General features: G+C 34.0%; 12 protein-coding genes and 2 rRNA genes. 9 read left to right on the top strand and 5 right to left on the bottom strand.

Annotation, left to right across the window (positions count from 1 at the left end):
- The 8 genes from ABXQ82_RS01860 to ABXQ82_RS01895 all read left to right on the top strand — a co-directional run.
- Positions 1–123: ribosomal RNA gene (locus ABXQ82_RS01860) — 23S ribosomal RNA — on the top strand; the annotation flags it as partial.
- A gap of 135 nt (positions 124–258) precedes the next feature.
- A 5S ribosomal RNA gene (gene rrf, locus ABXQ82_RS01865) occupies positions 259–366 on the top strand.
- Positions 367–459: 93 nt separating this feature from the next.
- On the top strand, positions 460–1,137 hold the full coding sequence (locus ABXQ82_RS01870; protein WP_367054033.1) for an NUDIX domain-containing protein: 678 nt from the start codon (positions 460–462) through the stop codon (positions 1,135–1,137).
- Between the two features lie 124 nt (positions 1,138–1,261).
- Complete coding sequence (locus ABXQ82_RS01875; protein ID WP_367054036.1) at positions 1,262–2,275, top strand: SPFH domain-containing protein; 1,014 nt, start codon at positions 1,262–1,264, stop codon at positions 2,273–2,275.
- 5 nt (positions 2,276–2,280) lie between these two features.
- Positions 2,281–3,204, top strand: a complete 924-nt coding sequence (locus ABXQ82_RS01880; protein WP_367054039.1) for a sugar kinase — start codon at positions 2,281–2,283, stop codon at positions 3,202–3,204.
- Positions 3,205–3,368: 164 nt separating this feature from the next.
- Positions 3,369–5,933, top strand: a complete 2,565-nt coding sequence (locus ABXQ82_RS01885) for an AAA family ATPase (protein ID WP_367054042.1) — start codon at positions 3,369–3,371, stop codon at positions 5,931–5,933.
- A 28-nt stretch (positions 5,934–5,961) separates the two neighbouring features.
- The gene (locus ABXQ82_RS01890) at positions 5,962–7,224 is read left to right on the top strand and encodes a DUF2130 domain-containing protein (protein WP_367054045.1); all 1,263 of its coding nucleotides are present in this window, start codon (positions 5,962–5,964) and stop codon (positions 7,222–7,224) included.
- Between the two features lie 96 nt (positions 7,225–7,320).
- Positions 7,321–9,777, top strand: coding sequence for a helix-turn-helix domain-containing protein (locus ABXQ82_RS01895; protein WP_367054048.1), 2,457 nt, complete (start codon positions 7,321–7,323; stop codon positions 9,775–9,777).
- Positions 9,778–9,802: 25 nt separating this feature from the next.
- Here the strand turns inward: ABXQ82_RS01895 and ABXQ82_RS01900 are convergent, their stop codons facing one another.
- The 5 genes from ABXQ82_RS01900 to ABXQ82_RS01920 form a co-directional block, all read right to left on the bottom strand.
- Positions 9,803–10,855, bottom strand: coding sequence for a T9SS type A sorting domain-containing protein (locus ABXQ82_RS01900; RefSeq protein ID WP_367054051.1), 1,053 nt, complete (start codon positions 10,853–10,855; stop codon positions 9,803–9,805).
- Between the two features lie 10 nt (positions 10,856–10,865).
- A complete protein-coding gene (locus ABXQ82_RS01905) occupies positions 10,866–11,531 on the bottom strand; it encodes a hypothetical protein (protein WP_367054054.1) in 666 nt (221 codons plus the stop codon).
- 23 nt (positions 11,532–11,554) lie between these two features.
- The gene (locus tag ABXQ82_RS01910) at positions 11,555–12,403 is read right to left on the bottom strand and encodes a T9SS type A sorting domain-containing protein (RefSeq protein WP_367054057.1); all 849 of its coding nucleotides are present in this window, start codon (positions 12,401–12,403) and stop codon (positions 11,555–11,557) included.
- A gap of 10 nt (positions 12,404–12,413) precedes the next feature.
- The gene (locus tag ABXQ82_RS01915) at positions 12,414–13,844 is read right to left on the bottom strand and encodes an SUMF1/EgtB/PvdO family nonheme iron enzyme (RefSeq protein ID WP_367054059.1); all 1,431 of its coding nucleotides are present in this window, start codon (positions 13,842–13,844) and stop codon (positions 12,414–12,416) included.
- A 450-nt stretch (positions 13,845–14,294) separates the two neighbouring features.
- Positions 14,295–18,227, bottom strand: coding sequence for a two-component regulator propeller domain-containing protein (locus ABXQ82_RS01920; protein ID WP_367054062.1), 3,933 nt, complete (start codon positions 18,225–18,227; stop codon positions 14,295–14,297).
- Positions 18,228–18,380: 153 nt separating this feature from the next.
- Here ABXQ82_RS01920 and ABXQ82_RS01925 point away from each other — a divergent pair, with 153 nt between their 5' ends.
- Positions 18,381–18,881: a hypothetical protein gene (locus ABXQ82_RS01925; RefSeq protein WP_367054065.1), complete on the top strand. Its 501-nt coding sequence runs from the start codon at positions 18,381–18,383 to the stop codon at positions 18,879–18,881.
- Positions 18,882–18,926: the final 45 nt, after the last annotated feature.

Genomic DNA, 18,926 nt, shown 5'->3' on the forward strand with positions numbered 1-18,926 from the left:
GAAACCCACCACAAGATGAGATTTCTTTAAAGGGTCCCCGTAGACTACGGGGTCGATAGGCTATAGGTGTAAGGGCAGTAATGTCGTAGCCGAGTAGTACTAATAACCCATAGGCTTATTGTACGCCTGTTTTTTTATAAGTTCAATATTTATTACAGACCATGTTTCTTATTTTCAATATGTTAAGATATTTATCTTTCGAAAATGCTTTAGAGCTAAAAACGGAAGAGATCCCGCACCGAGTGCGGGACTAAAGCTTAAGGTGGTTATAGCGATGGGGCTCACCTCTTACCATTCCGAACAGAGAAGTTAAGCCCGTTTGCGCCGATGGTACTGCATTTGTGGGAGAGTAGGTCGTTGCCTTTTTTAATCCCGATTCTAACGAGTCGGGATTTTTTTTTGCGATAAACTCAAGGATATTAGTCCAAGTTCAATACTTTTGTGTAAAAACTACACATAATGAGTAAGCAATCAATTAAACTTTCCGTAGATGCAGTAGTATTTGGATACGAAGCAGGAAATATATCTGTGTTATTAATAAAAAGAAAGTATGATCCATTTAAAGGTCAATGGGCAATTCCTGGTGGTTTCGTTTTAAACGATGAATCATTAGAAGACGCCGTTGAAAGAGAGTTGTTCGAAGAAACTGGAATTAAGATAAATTACCTTGAACAACTATACACTTTCGGAAAACCAGATAGAGATCCAAGAGGTAGAGTTGTGTCAATAGCTTATTTTGGGTTAGTCCGACCAAATGCATTTAAAATACATGCTTCAACAGATGCTGAACAAGTACAATGGTTTCATATTAATGAGTTACCCAAATTATCTTTTGACCATAAGGAAATTTTAAAAACTGCTATAGAAAGGTTACAAGGTAAAATAACTTATGAGCCTATTGGTTTTGAACTACTGGATAAAAAATTCCCGTTTTCTGATTTAGAAAAATTATATACAACACTTCTAGGGAGAGACATTGATAGACGAAACTTCCGAAAAAAAATTATAGGTTTAAATGTACTAGATGAGCTTGATGAAAAAGTATCAAAAGGCTCTGGAAGACCTGCTAATTTATTCCAATTTAATCAAAAACGATACTTCCAACTCAAAAAGGAAGGTATAATTTTCGAGATATAAACAACTGTATTTCAACGACAGAGTGTATTTGTGTAAAAATAACACAAAATATATTTGGTAGATGTTTTATTCTATTTTATATTTGTGTCATAATTACGCAAATTAATAATTAAAACTCAATGTTATGTTAGGAATAAATTATATCAAATTCGACTCAATGAATTATGTAATTCATTACAAAAATGGAAAGATAAAGAAGGAGGGAAGAGGATTATCATTCTTTTACTTCTCTCCAAACTCATCAATTGTATCTATTCCAGTACCAAGTAATGATTTTCAATTCGTATTTAATGAAACGACAAAAGATTATCAAGAGGTTACATTGCAAGGACAAATAACCTATAAAATTGAAAATCCAAAGCAAATTGCTGAAACATTGGATTTTACAGTTAATAAGAAAAAGCAGTATTTAAAAAATGATTATGAGAAGATTCAGCAGCGCATCATTAATGAAGCTCAAACAGCAAGTGCTTCAATTATTCAACGATTACATCTAAAGGAAGCTTTAAGACAACTAGATGAGATTGAAAAGGAAATTTTTACTAGTGTTCAAAAGTCAAAAACTGTTGAAATGTTAGGTTTAGAAGTGTTAAGTGTTAATATACTTGGTGTGTCTCCAAATCCTGAAATGGCTAGAGCTTTAGAAGCTCAAACAAGAGAATCTTTACAAAAAGAAGCTGATCAGGCGGTGTATGAACGTCGGAATTTTGCTGTAGAGCAAGAACGCATCATAAAGGAAAGTGAGTTAAATACTGAAATTGCTGTCGAAGAAAAGCAAAAGCAAATTGTAGAGAAAAAAATGGAAACAGATGTTGTGAAGCAAGAAAATGAGCAAAAACTCAAAGAAATGAAAATGACATCAAGTATTTCTCTGGAAGAACAAAAGAAAGCACTTATCGATATTCAAGTAACCAATGAAAAGAAAGAAGCTGACGTGAAAGAATATGTGTTAAATGCTAATTTAAAACCCTATAAAGAGCTAGACTGGAAAACATTGATGGCTATTAGTAACAATGGTAATGACCCAAGTAATAATATTGCTTTAGCTTTTAGGGAATTAGCTGAAAATGCCGATAAAATTGGAAACTTGAATATATCTCCAGAACTGTTAGATGCCATTGTTAGAAGTAAATCATAAGAAAAATGAAATTTGAAAGCGCAATCATAATTAGAGATAAAACCAGGCTTGAGCAATTAATAGAAAGATTTAATTCCAAAGCTCAAGCCAAGTTTTATATTGAGAGTTCAGGTGGAGACTTTGAGTATTTTGAACTTGAACATAACACGTTTTACGAATCACTTTCAAAAATTAAGGAATCTATTACTGGAAACCTTAAACACAAAGTTATAAATCGTTCGTTTTTGCCAACCTATATTTTTACAGAAAAAGATTTAGTATTGGTTATTGGGCAAGATGGATTGGTTGCAAATACAGCTAAATACGTCAATGGATTGCCAATAATAGGCATTAATCCAGATATAGAACGTTATGACGGGATTCTGTTAAAACATGCTCCTAGCGACCTAAACGGTATCCTTAAAAATGTAATGAAAGGTAATTATGAAACAAAAGAGGTTACTATGGCAAAGGCTACCTTAAACGACGGTCAAATACTTTTAGCCTTTAATGATTTTTATATAGGTGCTGATTCTCATGTTTCTTCAAGATACAGCATAGCGTTTAATGGTATAAAAGAGCAACAATCTTCTAACAGCATTATAATTTCGACTGGAGCTGGTTCAACAGGTTGGTTAAGTTCCATTTTTAATATGACAAATAATGTAAGTGGCTATTACAATAGTGCTAAAAATGATTGTGGAACTACTTTAGATTGGAATGATAACAAACTTGTATTTGTGGTAAGAGAACCTTTTTTGAGTAAAATGACAGAAACCAATATCGGTTATGGAATAATCACAAAAAATAAGACCTTAAAAATTGAATCTAATATGCCGACTAATGGCGTTATTTTTAGTGATGGTATTGAATCTGATTTTTTGAATTTTAACTCTGGTAGTATTGTGGAAATTGGGATTGCGGATGAGAGGGCTAATTTGGTTGTTTGAAGTTTGATGTTTACGGTTTTCCCTCAAAGTAATTCCTACAAGATTTTGTAGATTTATGGTCTTCTTATTATTTATTTGAAGAATTAAAAAATAACGTTTTTTGAATTATCTATTTTTTTTGATTTTTTTTAAAATGTTTAATCAATGATTGAATTTAACAAATTATGACAACAGTAAATACGCAAAGAGAATTGATTGACTATTTATGGGAATGGGCTGAGTCTAAAGGTCTTTGGGCTAAACTCTTAGTTCAAAAAGTCACAACATCACAGGCTCCATTGTCCCAAATTGAAAAGCAAGAGATTTTCAATTATTATCTACAAGGAATTACATTTCTATTTGAACCACCACTTCCTCCAATAAACATAAGTAAACCTACTTTTACGCCACCAACCAAGGAAATTTCTCTTACAAAGTTATCTGAAGTTAAAGGTGTAAATCGATTGGCTGAAGACCAAGTCATGGAATTTAGTCCAAACATAACAGTAGTGTATGGAAATAATGGAGTAGGAAAAACAGGTTATAGTCGTGTTCTTAAAGCTCAAGGATATAGTTTTGATAGCAATAATGACATTCTTTCAAATGTTAATGAAGAACAAGTTGGACAAAGTGCCAAAATAGAGTTTACTTCAGATGGAAATCCATTCTTTATCAATTGGGAAGGTGGAGTTCTTCCATCAGATTTAAATGCAGTTTCTGTTTTTAATAGTGATTGTGTAAATATATCGTTGTCTAGCAATCGTGAATTACTTGTTACACCAAAAGGTTTTTATCTTTTTTCTTTAATAACAAATGAATTAACGGCGTTGAGTGTAATGCATACTCAACAATACATGTTGTATCCTATTAATATGCTTTGGAGTGAACAGCTTAATGAAGGTACTCCACAAAAGTTATATATTGATTCGTTAGCTCATAATTCTGATAAGCAAAAACTTGAAGAACTTTCTTTATATACACAAGTGAATCAAGATGAATTAACCAAGAAAGAAGATGAACTAAAAAAACTTAATAAAGCTACTCTTGAAGTTAATTTGAAAAACATTGATTTTATTCTTAATGAACTAGCCACAATTATTTCAACGGTTAGACACATACGATTAAATCTCACAAAAAATGATTGGGATAACATTATAAAATATAATGCTGCATTAAAAATTTTAAAAGCTAAAACGCAAAAAGGCATTGCAGGATTAGCTGAAACACATGGTTTAGAACAGTTTGATACTGTTGAGTTTAACACTTTCCTGAAGTCTGCTGATTCATATATTAAATTAATTGCGAAAGAAAATTATCCTAATAATACAGATGATACCTGTGTGTATTGCAAACAAGATTTGCAAAATGAATATGCGCGAAACTTGATTGAAAGCTATAGCAAAATATTAAATGATACTACTCAAGAAGAAATTACAAAATATGAAAAACTAAAAACTGATATTGCTGAACGGGTTAATATATTGAATGATGCTATTGTGTTTCATTATCCAGCTTTTGGTTTATTAGAAAATAGTTCAATTGTACAACCAAAAGAAATTATCGATTTTAACTCAAAAGTTAAATTATATAAAAGTCATATTGTTAATGATAGTGTGAGTCCAAATATTAAGTTCGATATAAATTATATACTAACAATTCAGTTTCTTGAAAAAAAACAAAAAGAACTTACTACTTCAAGAGGTTTGCTAATCAAAGCATTAGCAAATTTAGAAACAGCTGAAATAAAATTAAAAAAGGAAATAGCGGAACTAAAGGATAGAAAACTCTTGTCGGAGCACAAACAAGAAGTGCTTACCTGTATTTCAAATCTTTCAGCAAGAAAATTACTTCATGATAATAAGGTTCAATTTAATACAGCGTCTTTAAGTGCAAAAACAACTCAAGCACGTGAAGAACTTGTCGCACAAGATTTTCAAGACAAGTTTACAGCTGAATTGACAGGGTTTAGGAAACAGCATCTCGGTGTTAATGTTGGTTTTTTTTCGCAACAAGGTAGCTCAAGAATAAGACAAAACATTCGTCAATTTGACATAAATAAAGTTTTAAGTGAAGGAGAGCAAAAAACTATTGCTCTCTGTGAATTTTTAACAGAACTGCAACTTGACACAACTGTTGCTCCAGTTGTCTTTGACGACCCAGTAAATTCGCTTGACCACAACATAATGCAGGATGTTGCCAAAAGATTAGTTGATTTATCAAAAGAGCGACAAGTAATTGTATTTACACATAATGTCCTATTTTATAATTCTTTTTTCGCCTTACAAGGACATGTTTTGTATAAAGCTAATACTGATTTTAGTTTTTATAAAGTTAATACTGATGGCATTAACACAGGTCTTTTATCTGATGGTACACCTATCAATAAATTGAAAACATATACAAGCAAGCTAAATGCAATCTGTAATAATGGATTAGGAGGTAAAAATGAAAATGAAGTTGCTGCTGAAGGTTATGCCTATCTGCGCACAGGTTTAGAATTATTAGTGTCTAATTCAATTTTTCAGGAAATAGTCGGGAGATACAGAAATAACATTATGATGACTAAATTTCCTGCTGTAAAAGGAGATATGATTGAAAAGCATAAAGCTGAAATAGATGGAATGTTTGGACGTGCTAGTGGATTTATAAGAGCACATAGTCATCCAGAAGAACAACATGCACCACCTACAATGAATGATTTAAAAGCAGATTATGAACGCTTTAAAGCAATAGAAAGTGATTTTAAATAACAGAAACTGATTACAAGCTAAATTAAAAATGAAAAACCAAACACAAATAAAATGCCCAAACTGTGGAACATCAATAGATGTTCAAGATATTTTGTCGCATCAATTAGAAGAAGAAATAAAGCAAAAATATCAATCTCAGATTGCTTTGGAAAAGAAGAAGTACGAGAATGAGCAAGAAAAGCTAAAGCAAGAAAAGCTTGATTTTGAACAGAAGAAAAAGAAAGAAAATGAACTCTTTCAAGAGCGTCTCGAAAATCAATTAAAAGCGGATAAAAAAGAAATTGAGTCCAAACTTAAACAGAAATTAAAAGAAGAACAGTCAGAACAATTTGATGCTTTACAAAAAGAATTAAATGAAAAATCTGAACAGGTTAAGGAACTGAACCGCTCTAAAGCAGAGATTGAAAAATTGAAGCGTGAGAAATCAGAATTAAAAGAAGCTGCCGAAGCCGAAGCACAGAAAAAGCTGAATGAAATTCTTATTGCTGAAAAAGAGAAAATAAAAAAATCCGAAGAAGATAAAAATGAATTGCGTTTTAAAGAAATGCAAAAGCAACTAGAAGACCAAAAAAAGCTTACTGAAGAAATGAAACGTAAGCAGGAGCAAGGTTCTATGCAGCTTCAAGGAGAAGTTCAAGAATTAGCAATAGAAGAATGGTTGGCAGCTAAATTTCCGTTAGATACCATTGAAGAAATAAAAAAAGGAACTAGAGGCGGAGATTGCATTCAGATTGTACATTCTAGAACGGAACAAAACTGCGGAACTATATATTATGAAAGTAAGAGAACTAAAGATTTTCAACCCAGTTGGATTGAAAAATTTAAAGCTGATATAAGAGATAGAGGTGCAAATATTGGAGTTTTGGTTACAGAAGTTATGCCATCTGATATGGACAGAATGGGATTAAAAGATGGCATTTGGATTTGTAATTATGAGGAATTCAAAAGTCTATGCGCCGTTTTAAGAGAAGGCATTTTACAAGTAAGTAATGCAATTATCACGCAAGAAAATAAAGGCGATAAAATGGACTTGCTTTATGATTATTTAACGAGTAGTACTTTCAGAATGCAAATAGAAGCTATTGTTGAAGGGTTTACACAAATGAAATCGGATTTGGATAGCGAAAAACGTTCCATGCAAAGAATTTGGAAACAACGAGAAAAGCAAATTGAAAAGGTTGTAACCAATACAATAGACATGTATGGTTCAGTTAAAGGAATAGCTGGAAATGCGATACAATCTGTAAAAGCATTAGAATTGCCAGGTGCTGATAATGAATTAGACCTTTAAAGATAAATCACCAGCACAGCTTTTATTTTTCTCAAAAACCCGCCATAAAAACCCTCATAAATTAGTATCTTAAACCTCTAAATTTTAAGGCAATTAATGACTGAAAATAAAGAACTAGAATTAGCATGGGCATTTGTAAATAATACAAATCGCTCTATCTTTTTAACGGGTAAAGCGGGAACTGGTAAAACAACGTTTTTGCACCGCTTGAAAATGAACAGTTTAAAACGCTTGGTGGTAGTCGCGCCCACAGGTGTTGCGGCTATTAATGCAAAAGGCGTAACCATCCATTCTTTTTTTCAGATGCCTTTTGGGCCTATTTTACCGGATACGGATTTAAATGCTTCGAAGGGTTTTAATAGAAAATTCAGCAAGACAAAAATCAATATTATCAAGTCGATGGACTTGTTGGTGATTGACGAGATTAGTATGGTGCGCGCCGATTTGCTGGACGGTATTGATAAAACATTACGTCGTTTTAGAGATAGAACTAAGGTGTTTGGTGGTGTACAGGTTTTGATGATTGGCGATTTACAACAACTATCGCCCGTTATTAAAGAACAGGAATGGGCCTTGTTAAAGCACGTTTATAAAAACGGTTTCTTTTTTAGTAGTCAAGCATACCAGCAATGTGATGCGATTAGTATTGAGTTGAAACATATTTACCGACAGGATAACCCGAAATTTATCGAAATACTTAATCAGATTCGGAATAATGTGTTATCCATAGCTGCGGCTACGGAATTAAACAAACGTTATATCCCAGATTTTACGCCCGAGCCGGATGCGGGTTATATTTCATTAACGACACATAATAATAAGGCGGAAGCAACAAATAGAACTGAATTAAACAAACTAAAAACCAAAACACTTACCTATAATGCTGAAGTTGACGGCAAGTTTCCTGAGCATGCATACCCTAACATGGAAAAGTTAGAGTTGAAAGTAGGCGCACAGGTCATGTTTGTCAAAAATGATAGTAGCCCTGAGAAACGCTATTTTAATGGAAAAATAGGAAAGGTGATCCATTTGGATAAAGATGAAGTTGTAGTACATTGCCCCGATGATGATTTTAATATTAATGTAACGCCCGAAATTTGGGAGAATATCAACTATTCGGTAGATCCTGAAACAAAGGCTATTACAGAAAAAAAAATTGGGAGTTATACCCAAATGCCGTTGCGTTTGGCTTGGTCTATCACAATACATAAAAGTCAGGGTTTAACGTTTGAAAAGGCCATTATTGATGCGGAAGGTGCTTTTGCCCACGGACAAACTTATGTGGCGTTGAGTAGGTGTAAGTCTTTGGAAGGATTGATATTGAAGAGTAAAATTCATTCAAACCAGATTATCAGCGATGCCAATGTCATTTCATTTAATAGGAATGCAGAGGACAATGCCCCAGATGAAAACGTTTTGAAAAATTCGCAAAAAAGATTCCAATTGGATTTAATTGCCGAAGTGTTTGAATTTTATCCATTGCTATATCCTGCAAACAGGGTTTTGGATATTTATTACAAAAATAGAACTGTGGTTGAAGGGCCAATTGAAAGTACCTTTGTAACGATTAAAGACACCATAACTAATTTTTTAAAAGTGGCCAATAACTTTAATACACAGTTAAAACAACTTTCGGAAAGTGAGGGTTTAGCAGAAGAAAGTGCAGTTATCCAAGAGCGATTTAAGAAGGCAATAGCCTATTTTAAAACTGAAACTGAAACTAAGATTTTAGAGCCTTTAAAGACTTTTGGATTTACTACCGATAATAATGCCGTTGGAACAGATATTACCAAAAATCTCGATAATTTTGAAGAATTACTTGATACTAAAAAATTATATTTTAATAATTTGACAGGTGGTTTTAATGCGAAAGAATTTTTAGAACTACGGGCTAAATCTGTCTTTAATGGAAAGGAAAAACCTAAAAAACTTAGAAAGGCAGTTGTTGAAGGGACTAGTAATGTGGTCTTGTTTGAACAACTACGTATGTTAAGAAATGATATTGCTCAGGAGAAAGATTTAATTCATTATCAGATTTTTGCACAAAAAACATTATATGAAATGTGTGAAACCTTGCCGATTACTAAACAAGAATTGTTGAAAGTGAATGGTATGGGTAAAACCCGTGTTGAAAAATATGGAACTGCTATTTTAAAAGTGATTAAAGCCTATTGCGAGGAGCATGATATTGATACATCAAATAGGGCGGAAATATTTGAGGAGAAGCCCAGAAGAAAAAAGGTTACGGACTCCAAGAAATTATCTTTAGAGTTATTTAAAGCAGGAAAAACTATTTTTGAAATCGCCAAAGAACGAGAATTTGTTCCAAGTACTATTGTTGGACATCTAGCTACTTTTTTAGATTCAGGAGAAGTAAAAGTTAATGATTTGATGCCTGTTGATCATTATGAGGCGTTAAAAGAAATTATACCAAAAAAGACTTTTGAAAACCTATCTGATTTAAAATCACAATTGGACGATAAATATGATTATAGTGAAATTAGATTGGTTTTAAAAGAACTGCAAAAGGAAAAAACAGAAACTTCGGGATAATATTAAAGTTTCTATTTTGTTCCTATTATTTTTTAACTACCAATTTTTTTGTAACACTTCCCGTTTCCGAGAATATCTTCAAAAGATAAATACCATCTGATAAGTTGGACACATTTAATGTGTTTTCATTTGATAATTCGCCAAACATTTTTTTACCAGTTACATCATAGAGTTCTACGGAATTTACCCGTTGATTGTTATTTGAATAAATTGTAGCGCTATGTGTTGCTGGATTTGGAAGTACCGAAACGTTATTTGCACCAAACTCATCAATATTTAAAATGGAAGCATCTGCAAAAGTCCAGATTGAAAAGGCATCAATATTGGATACGGAATGAAAAAAGGTTTCTGGAGTACCACCTTCTTTAGTAAAGGAGTCACCATTGTTAGTACTTCTAAAGGCCGCAAGACTTGAGCGTTCCAATCCGTTTAAATCAACATCTGAAAGATAGAAATGTGCCTCAATATCTAAACCTGAATTAACGGTGGGGTTAATTTCGTAATACCGTTTTACGGTTGGGTTTCCGTTAATGTCAAAAGTGCCATAGCGTCTATAAATTTCGGTACTTCCCATGGAAGTGCTACCATTATATGTAATCACGCCAATTATGCCAAAATCATTGGTGACGCCAGATGTATGGTTCCTTGTGGTCTTAAAATAAGTACCATCGGCTCCCGTTATGGTATTTGTTATTGATTCGCCCACAATTTCTGCTGTTGGACCAAGAGTAACATAACTCCCAGTGTTCATAATAAAACTAGAGGTATCATTCATAAAAATTTCATTATTCAGAACCAATTGTCCATCGAGTTCAATAGGAGAGATACCGTAAAGTTCCAAATAATCCATAGTGTTTTCATTATCTAGCGAGATGCTATGTGCGTTACCATCCAAACCTTTTATTTGGAGCGTGCCACCATTCAAAACGGTAGTGCTTGCGTTTACAAAGTCGCCATCAACAACGGTAATGATACTGTTTTCATTATGGAGGAATCCCCCCGAGGAAATGTAAAGTCCTTGTTGTGCAAATGAAAATTGGCAGACCGTAAAGATTAAAAATAGAATTTTATTTTTCATGGCTCTTGGTTTAAAAGTCCAGTTTATCTACCAGAAAGCCGTGGATAAGGACGTTGAGGGTCGTCTGTGAGGACAGGTTGTTATTATAAATAGCGATCCGGTCTCCTGGTCGCAGAATCAAGAGCGGGTTCGATTGATCTCCCGTTAAGGCGACCAATTCCCGGTTAGAGCCTACCATGCGGACAAGCGTACTGCCTCTGACGGAGTTGGGTGCGCCCTGAGCGTAGACCCCACAGTCCATACGTTCAAACGTTGAGGTCAGGTTGTTGTCTTGCGCCTGTATGCGGGTAACTAGAAAGAATTGGCCGGCGGGAACGGTGCTGAAGGTGTCAGCACTATTCTCCCAGGATTCGAGTGTTACTAGGCCGGGGTTACCTAGTGCGTTGCCAACGGCTACTGCATTTGAGCGCCCAAAGTAAGGCACCGGGTCACTAGGCGTGCCGCTGCTTTTTTGTTCAGTCAGGGATTTCCACTCCGTCCCGTCGTAGCCCTCGAAGTCATCAGAGACGGTGGTGTAACGAATGGTACCTGCGGTTGGCGTTCGGCCATCGTTGGAAATTTTTACTTTCCCTTTAACGTCGAGTGCCTGCGTAGGGTTAGGGTTGTTTACGCCTACTTGGGCGTTTGTGGACAGTATTATTAGAAGTCCAACGATTGAAGTGAATAGTGTTTTCATAATGTTACGTTTTAATATTAGATTTATTTTTTAACAATCAACTTTTTTGAAACACTTCCATTTTCAGAGAAAATATTCAAAAGATAAATACCATCTGATAAGTTGGACACATTTAATGTGTTTTCATTTGATAATTTGATTAAGACCTTCTTGCCCGAAACATCATAGAGTTCTACGGAAGTAATACTCACACCATCCTTAGGTTTTATGTTTACGATATGGCTTGCTGGGTTTGGGTATAATAAAACATCCAATTTGATAAGTTCTTCTATAAGGTCTAATGTTAATGAAGATGATACTATTTCAGAAGCATAACCATCACCGTTCCCACCATTAAACAATTCAGCCATTAAGCCATTGAGGAAGTTTTCTGAACTAATAAGGCTTGCAAAACCATCGCCGGTACCACCTTTGTAAAGTTCTGTCATAAAACCTTGCAACAGAACATCTGTTAGAAAATTCATGGCAAATCCATCACCAGTATTCCCATTGTATAAAGCGGTTAGATTTGTGCCTTTTAAAACTGTAGTATTGGAAATTTGATTGCTGAATCCGTCTCCGCTACTCCCAGAAAAAATAGTGCTTAGGCTTTCTCCTGTAAGCAAATCTGTAGTAACATACTTTGCGAATCCATCGCCCATACCTCCATTATAAAAACTTAACGTATTATCGGTTAACATGCCGTTTTTATAATTCAGGTCATAGCCATCACCATTTCCTGCGCGGTACATAATGGTATAAGATACGATGCTTCCGTTCAATTGTGTGCCAAAAATTGAAGCATAAGAATCTCCGTCATTTGTGCCGCCCAAAAATTGTGCATGGCTGCAAAAAGAGCTGAAAAAACATAGTATAATAAGTATCTGTTTCATTTTTTGAATATTAAAAACTTCGACATCCACGTAAACCTACATCAGAAAATGCTACTGTATAACTGAAGTTCGCCAATCGTCTTGAGGAAATTCTCAAATCTATGGAAGGATTTGAATAACCAGCACCTCTTAAGCCTATTCCCAAACCTGTGCCTGAAGACGGCCAATTGGCAACATTTGCGCTGCCATTTGCAGTAATACTGCCATTACCATGTAAACCTGTATAATTTCTACCAGCAGGATTGCCAATGCTTATAATAGATTCCCAAATATTTCCAGAAAGTTCCATAATGCCGTAATAACTTCCACCAGTCTCTTCTCTATTTTTATTGATAGCGCTAGCTGCAAAAATGCCATTCCTTAGGGTTTGGCCTTGGCCTCCAGGACGAGTAGAGAAATATAATGCATTTCCTGTGCCTACTTGACTATTGGTTATTAATTCTGTAGGTTGGTCAGCGTTAATTATTGTATATGGTGTGGCGTTTATATTGGCATTTCCCCAAGCAAACTCTCCAGGTTTTGGCGGTAAAGGTCCCCTGCATGCTTTTTCATATTCAAGCTCCGTCATAAATCTTAAACCAGACCAATCTAAATAAGCCATGGCAGTTGCAAGATTAATATAATTTGCACTTCGGTCTGGCGCAGTAGTAGTAGCACTTGAAGAACCACCTGACCATGTAATTAAATTTCCATTACCTATAGGAGCAGGAACATCTATGGCTGTTTTTTGTGTTTCTGTTAGTGTATTGAAAAACCCAACAAATTGTGCTTGAGACATTTCATATTTCATAAGATAAAACGCATTGAACCCTTTAGGGAAATCTAAAGGAATTGGCCCTAATTGGTCTCCAGGGGTGTTGCCTTCATTATTATAATATAGGCTTCCTGGTGAAACGGTTATGGCGTTTTCTGAGGTTATTTCATAAGATATATTCTCAGTTCCATTGAAGAATTTACTGTTTTCATCTCCAGAAGTACCACCAACACTAAATGCGCCTTCAGGCACATACACCATTTCTATAGCAAATACTTGGATGTCCAATACGTCGTTGGTATTAACCGATCCGTAATCCCAGCGCAGGCGCATATCTTGTAGGTTTAAATCGCCACTTCCATCGCTATCTCTATAAATATAAGCGCCAACACCATCACTAGAAATATCAATGGTACTTCCAGAGGCAGCAACGAAATCTGTTTGTGCTAATTGCGCATGTTGCCAATTACCGCTATTAACTCTGTATTTAACAAACACCCATGCGGCATCCCAATTGGAAGGGCCTGCACTTAATCGCCAAGAATTTTCCCAGCTCAGATCGAATTCTATTTGCACCCAATCAGGCTCATTTAAGTTTTCCAACGAAATATTACTTACCGTAATATTATTGGCATTGGTCAAAAAGCAAAATAATAGTGCTAATGTTAACGTAATTTTTGTTTTCATTTTTGATAGATTTTATGATTAATTATTTGTTGCTCATTAAATCATGGACTAGGGAGAATAGTGGGGCAAAAAAAGAATCTCGTAGCTATTTTTTAAAAAGGGAATAAATTCAATGAGCCATCTTCATTATTCCCCTTTCTCTCACTGATTAATAGCATCTTTATTTCTTCAACTTTATAGACTTTACTATTTTGTTTTTTAGAGTGATGTTCAATAAGTAATTTCCTTTTTTTAAATGGTCTATACTTAAATAAATGTTTTGATTTTCCTCTGCTTTTATGTTATCGGTTTTATGCATCAATTTTAATACTTTGGAGGAGAGTTGCTTTTAACAACGATAGTATAATCGTGCTAGCTTGATTGTAAAATTATATGGAAAGCATTTTTATGGATATCAAATATGTAACAAAGTATGCAACATATGTAACATGATGTGTGAAACGTAGCGTATTACTGGTTTGAGACGTATTCTGAAGGTGTGCTTTTGTACGTTTCCTTAAAGCATTTAATAAAATAGGATGGTGTATTAAACCCAATTTGATAGGCGATTTCTGAAATAGAGAGGTCGGAAGTTTGCAAAAGCTTTACGCCTAATTTTAAGCGTTCGCTTCTTATAAATTCGGTGGTGGATAACCCTGTAAGGGCTTTAAGTTTTCTGTGCAATTGCATCCGGCTCATCAACATTGTTTTACTAAACATATCTGAATTGAATGACGTGTCTGTGATATTTTCATTTAAAACAGCTTTTAATTTATTTAAAAATTGTTGTTCTACCGATGTAGTTGCAATGTCTTTTAATTCTAAAGTAGTGCTATATCGCTGTTGTAATTGTAATCTTAACTCAATAAGATTTTTAACTTTAATTTTAAGTTTTTCACTATTAAACGGTTTTACAACATAATCGTCCGCACCAGTTTTTAAGCCTTTAATTTCATTGTCGTTACCACTTTTTGCTGTAAGGAGTATAATAGGGATATGGCTTGTGCGTTCGTCATGTTTTAAGGTATTGCACAATACTATGCCATCGGTTTTTGGCATCATAATATCGCTGATTATGATATCGGGGATTATTTTTATGGCTTTTTTTATGCCTTGTTCACCGTTAATAGCTTCTTCAATAGCGTGGGTGTCCCTAAAAATGGATTTCAGGAATATGCGTATGTCTTCATCATCTTCAACAATTAATAGTAACGGATTGGTTTTCGTTTTTGCCGTTTGCTGTAAATTATAATTATCATCTGTGTCAGATATATCAGGAAGCGTTTCTTCTGCAATTTCAGATGCATTGAAAAACGAACGTTCTATGGGTAAGGTTACTGTAAATTGTATGTCATCTTTATTCAAAGCATGGGCAACAATATTTCCATGAGATAAAACGGTTAACTCTTTTACCAAGGATAGCCCGATGCCAACACCATCGGCAGATTTACTATCTTGATAGTAACGCCGAAATAATTTTCCAATTTTTTCAGTACTTATGGTGTTTCCATTGTTTATGATTGTTAATATGATTTGACCTTGCTGTTTGCTGGCATCAAAATGAATTTTCCCATGGCTTGGTGTATATTTTATGGCGTTTGCTAGTAGATTGGTGACAATTTTTTCTATAACATCTTTATCGAACCAAGCATTTTCTGTGTGTTGTATATGATATGAAAAAGTGATTTCTTTGTCTTCTGCTTTAAATTTGAATGCCGTAACAAGTTGATTTAAGAATAGGCTAAGATTTCCTTGGCTTACAGATAGATTTAAATGGCCAGTTTCCAGTTTTGATAAATCGAGCAATTGGTTGACTAAATTTAAAAGGCGTTTGGAATTTCGTTGTACGAGCATTAATTCATTTCTATCGGTTTCTGATAGTTTTGGGTTGTTTAATTGTTTTTCTACTGGGCCCGTTATTAGTGTAAGCGGTGTTCTGAATTCATGGGAAATATTGGTGTAAAGCTTTTTTTTGAAGGCGTCCAATTGTTTTAAACGCTCGGTTTCCTTATGTTCGAATTTCAGTTGTGCCTTAATGTGCCAACGCCATTTTAAATACCTAAAGATACCATAGCCGATAAGGATTAGTAATACGATATAGTCAATAATTGCCATAGTACTAAAATACCAAGGTTGGTTAATGGTAAAGGTGAATGTGGCAGGGGAGTTGTTCCAAATGCCATCATAATTACTTGAAATAACTTGAAACGTATAAGTGTGAGGAGGTAAGTTGGTATAATGAGCCAGATTAGTGTTCCCAGATTCAATCCAATTTGCATCATGATTTACCAATTGGTATTTGTAAAAATTTCGTTCGGGCTGCGAAAAATGAAGACTGGAAAATGTAAATGTAACGGTGTTATCATCGTAATTCAAAGAAGTGTTTGGGGTTAATTTTTTTTCTTTTGAAAAAACCTCGAACTTAGTAATAATGGTTTTTGGGGCGATGGTGTTGAACGTTAACTGCTCTGGATGAAACCAATTAATACCTTCTAAACCACCAAAATACAAAGTGCCTTTATTGTCTTTGAAATAAGCACCGGTATTAAACTCTTTTGCTTGTAAACCGTCATATATACTAAAATTCTCAAAGTGTTTTTCGGTGTTATTTAAGATAAATTGACTAATTCCGTTGTTGGTACTTAACCATAGATTATCATTTATATCCGGTAGAATGCCGTAAATAACATCATTGGGCAAGCCTTCTTTTTTTGTGTAAACTACAACAGTATCTTCTATAATATTATACTTCTTTAAACCATTTCCATTGGTGCCTATCCAAAGTACATGGTCCTTGTAAAATAAGGATTTTATTTTATCACTTATAAGGTCTATTTTTTCAATGGTGTTAGTTTCTTTGTTAAGTTTGAATAAGCCGTTGTCATCTGTTCCCAACCAAATATGATTGTTTTTACCTATGGTTAACGCTCTAACATTGTTTGATGTTAGCAAAGAGTTCTCTGTGTTATACTGGGTTATTATTCCTTTGTTTTTATCAAATAGAAGAATACCGTTGCGTTCTGTGCATAACCAAGCTTGGTTTTTAGATGCTTTAACAATACGCCAAATGGTAAAGTTGGCTATTTCAGGAAAAAATCTATACTTGCCTGATGGTTCAATAATATTTAAACCATAACCCTGATGACCAACCCATAAATTGTTTTCTATAAAATTTAGGCTTATAATTCTATTACTGGCCAGAGGTGTATTGTCTGTAGTGTATGTTTTATAAGTATCTGTTTTTAGGTCAACAAAGGTTAATCCTTTTCCGGAGGTTCCAATCCAAATATTGTTAAGGCTATCCGTAACAATACTCCTAACCATATCTACATTCACGGATTTTGGCACTTGATTGTTTGTTAGGATATTGAATTTTATTAAATGTGCGTCATAATAACTGGCACCTGTTCCGTCAGAACCAAACCAAATAACACCGGTAGTGTCCTCATAAAGACACAACATATCGTTGTAATGGATAGCAAACGGATTATTTTTATTGGCTTTGAAATTTTTTACAACGCTCGTGCTTAGGTCCATTACATAAACACCATTGCCATAAGTAGCAATCCACAAACGGTTTTTGCTATCAAATAGTAAATCTTCAATATTTAGGTTTTCAGGAAGATTTGAGTTTTTATATTTAGTAAATGACTCGCCGTTTTTAGATTTAAAGAATAAACCATTTCCGAAGGATCCTAGCCAAACATCACCTTTGCTATTTTTTTCTAACACACTAAAATTGGTAAGGCTTGAAGTTCTAACAGGTATTTCCCTATAAGTATTGTTTTTTGTTATATTGAAAATAGAGCCAGATGTGGCTACCAATAAACTACCATCAATCTCTATACTATGATATACCGTTTTTTTGACATCTTCATTTTTTAAAACCTGTAGCGTATCTTTGGTTTTAGCATCAATTTTAAAAAGCCCATTGTTATAAGAGCCTATATAAAGGTTTAGGTTTTTATCTTGAAAAACACAACTTGCGTCAAAATTGAGATCAATAGGTTTAAAATCGTCAGTATTTTGGTCGTAAAGTTCCAATTTTCCAGAATGTGTAATTATCCAGAGCCTGTTTTGCTTATCGATATAGATTTTGCCCAGTTTGCTAAAAGTACTTCTTGTAATATCTTCAAATTGCTTATCGTAATGTTTAAACTCTCTACCGTTATATTTATTTAATCCATCTTGTGTTGCCAACCATAAATAACCTATACTATCTTGAGCGATGCTGATAACACTATTTTGAGATAAGCCATCGTTAATAGTTAAGGTTTTAAAAGCATATTGCTTTTTAGGAAATAGGGTATCTATGTTGGTGGTTTTTTGTGCATTTGTTAAAAGGCAACAAAAAGCAGCAAAGTAAAAGGATATGGTTTTTAATGTAGATTTGTTGTAGTTCAATATCAAATTTGTTTAGGATTTGAGAGTATCTAAGATAATGAATTTTTAATCTAATTGAAATTGAGTATTTTATGGAAGTATGTAAGGATAGTATGAAAGATAGACTAATAGAAAATAATTTTCAATTCAAATTATTTAGCTAATTTAGTATCTATGAATATTATTATCCAATCTACTATTAAAACACTTCAAAAATCTCAATTGTTATTAGATAATTTGTCCAATTTGCAATTGTGCGACGCATCTGTGCCACCTTATTATTCTAGTATTGGTACGCACATTAGGCATATTTTGGATTTTTATGAGTGTATTTTTAATACAGATTCTGAGAATAGAGTTGACTTGACCGCTAGAAGTAGAAATAAAGATGTAGAGTCGGATTGTGGATGTGCTCAAGATTATTTAGTGGCGATAGTTGAAAAGTTAAATTCAGCATCTTTTGAAGTGAATGATACTGTTTTAGTGATAGACGATTTAGGTTTAGGAAAAACAGAAATCCCTTATACTTATGGTTCTTTATTGGCACAAGCAAACAGCCATACGATTCATCATTACGCAATAATCAATTATATTTTTGATAGTTTAGGAATTGTTATTAATGATGTCGAATTTGGATATAATCCTACCACGCCTAAGCAAGTTTCTATGGAATAATATTTTGTTAATTGAAGGTTCTCGATATGGTTTTTTATAAAACAT

The organism is Algibacter sp. 2305UL17-15 (assembly GCF_040720935.1).
Lineage (GTDB): Bacteria > Bacteroidota > Bacteroidia > Flavobacteriales > Flavobacteriaceae > Jejuia.

What these genes read in the sequence shown, in the direction of transcription:
- ABXQ82_RS01870 (WP_367054033.1), top strand. Translation starts at nt 460, where the DNA reads ATGAGTAAGCAATCAATTAAACTTTCCGTAGATGCAGTAGTATTTGGA.
- ABXQ82_RS01875 (WP_367054036.1), top strand. Translation starts at nt 1,262, where the DNA reads ATGTTAGGAATAAATTATATCAAATTCGACTCAATGAATTATGTAATT.
- ABXQ82_RS01880 (WP_367054039.1), top strand. Translation starts at nt 2,281, where the DNA reads ATGAAATTTGAAAGCGCAATCATAATTAGAGATAAAACCAGGCTTGAG.
- ABXQ82_RS01885 (WP_367054042.1), top strand. Translation starts at nt 3,369, where the DNA reads ATGACAACAGTAAATACGCAAAGAGAATTGATTGACTATTTATGGGAA.
- ABXQ82_RS01890 (WP_367054045.1), top strand. Translation starts at nt 5,962, where the DNA reads ATGAAAAACCAAACACAAATAAAATGCCCAAACTGTGGAACATCAATA.
- ABXQ82_RS01895 (WP_367054048.1), top strand. Translation starts at nt 7,321, where the DNA reads ATGACTGAAAATAAAGAACTAGAATTAGCATGGGCATTTGTAAATAAT.
- ABXQ82_RS01900 (WP_367054051.1), bottom strand. Translation starts at nt 10,855, where the DNA reads ATGAAAAATAAAATTCTATTTTTAATCTTTACGGTCTGCCAATTTTCA.
- ABXQ82_RS01905 (WP_367054054.1), bottom strand. Translation starts at nt 11,531, where the DNA reads ATGAAAACACTATTCACTTCAATCGTTGGACTTCTAATAATACTGTCC.
- ABXQ82_RS01910 (WP_367054057.1), bottom strand. Translation starts at nt 12,403, where the DNA reads ATGAAACAGATACTTATTATACTATGTTTTTTCAGCTCTTTTTGCAGC.
- ABXQ82_RS01915 (WP_367054059.1), bottom strand. Translation starts at nt 13,844, where the DNA reads ATGAAAACAAAAATTACGTTAACATTAGCACTATTATTTTGCTTTTTG.
- ABXQ82_RS01925 (WP_367054065.1), top strand. Translation starts at nt 18,381, where the DNA reads ATGAATATTATTATCCAATCTACTATTAAAACACTTCAAAAATCTCAA.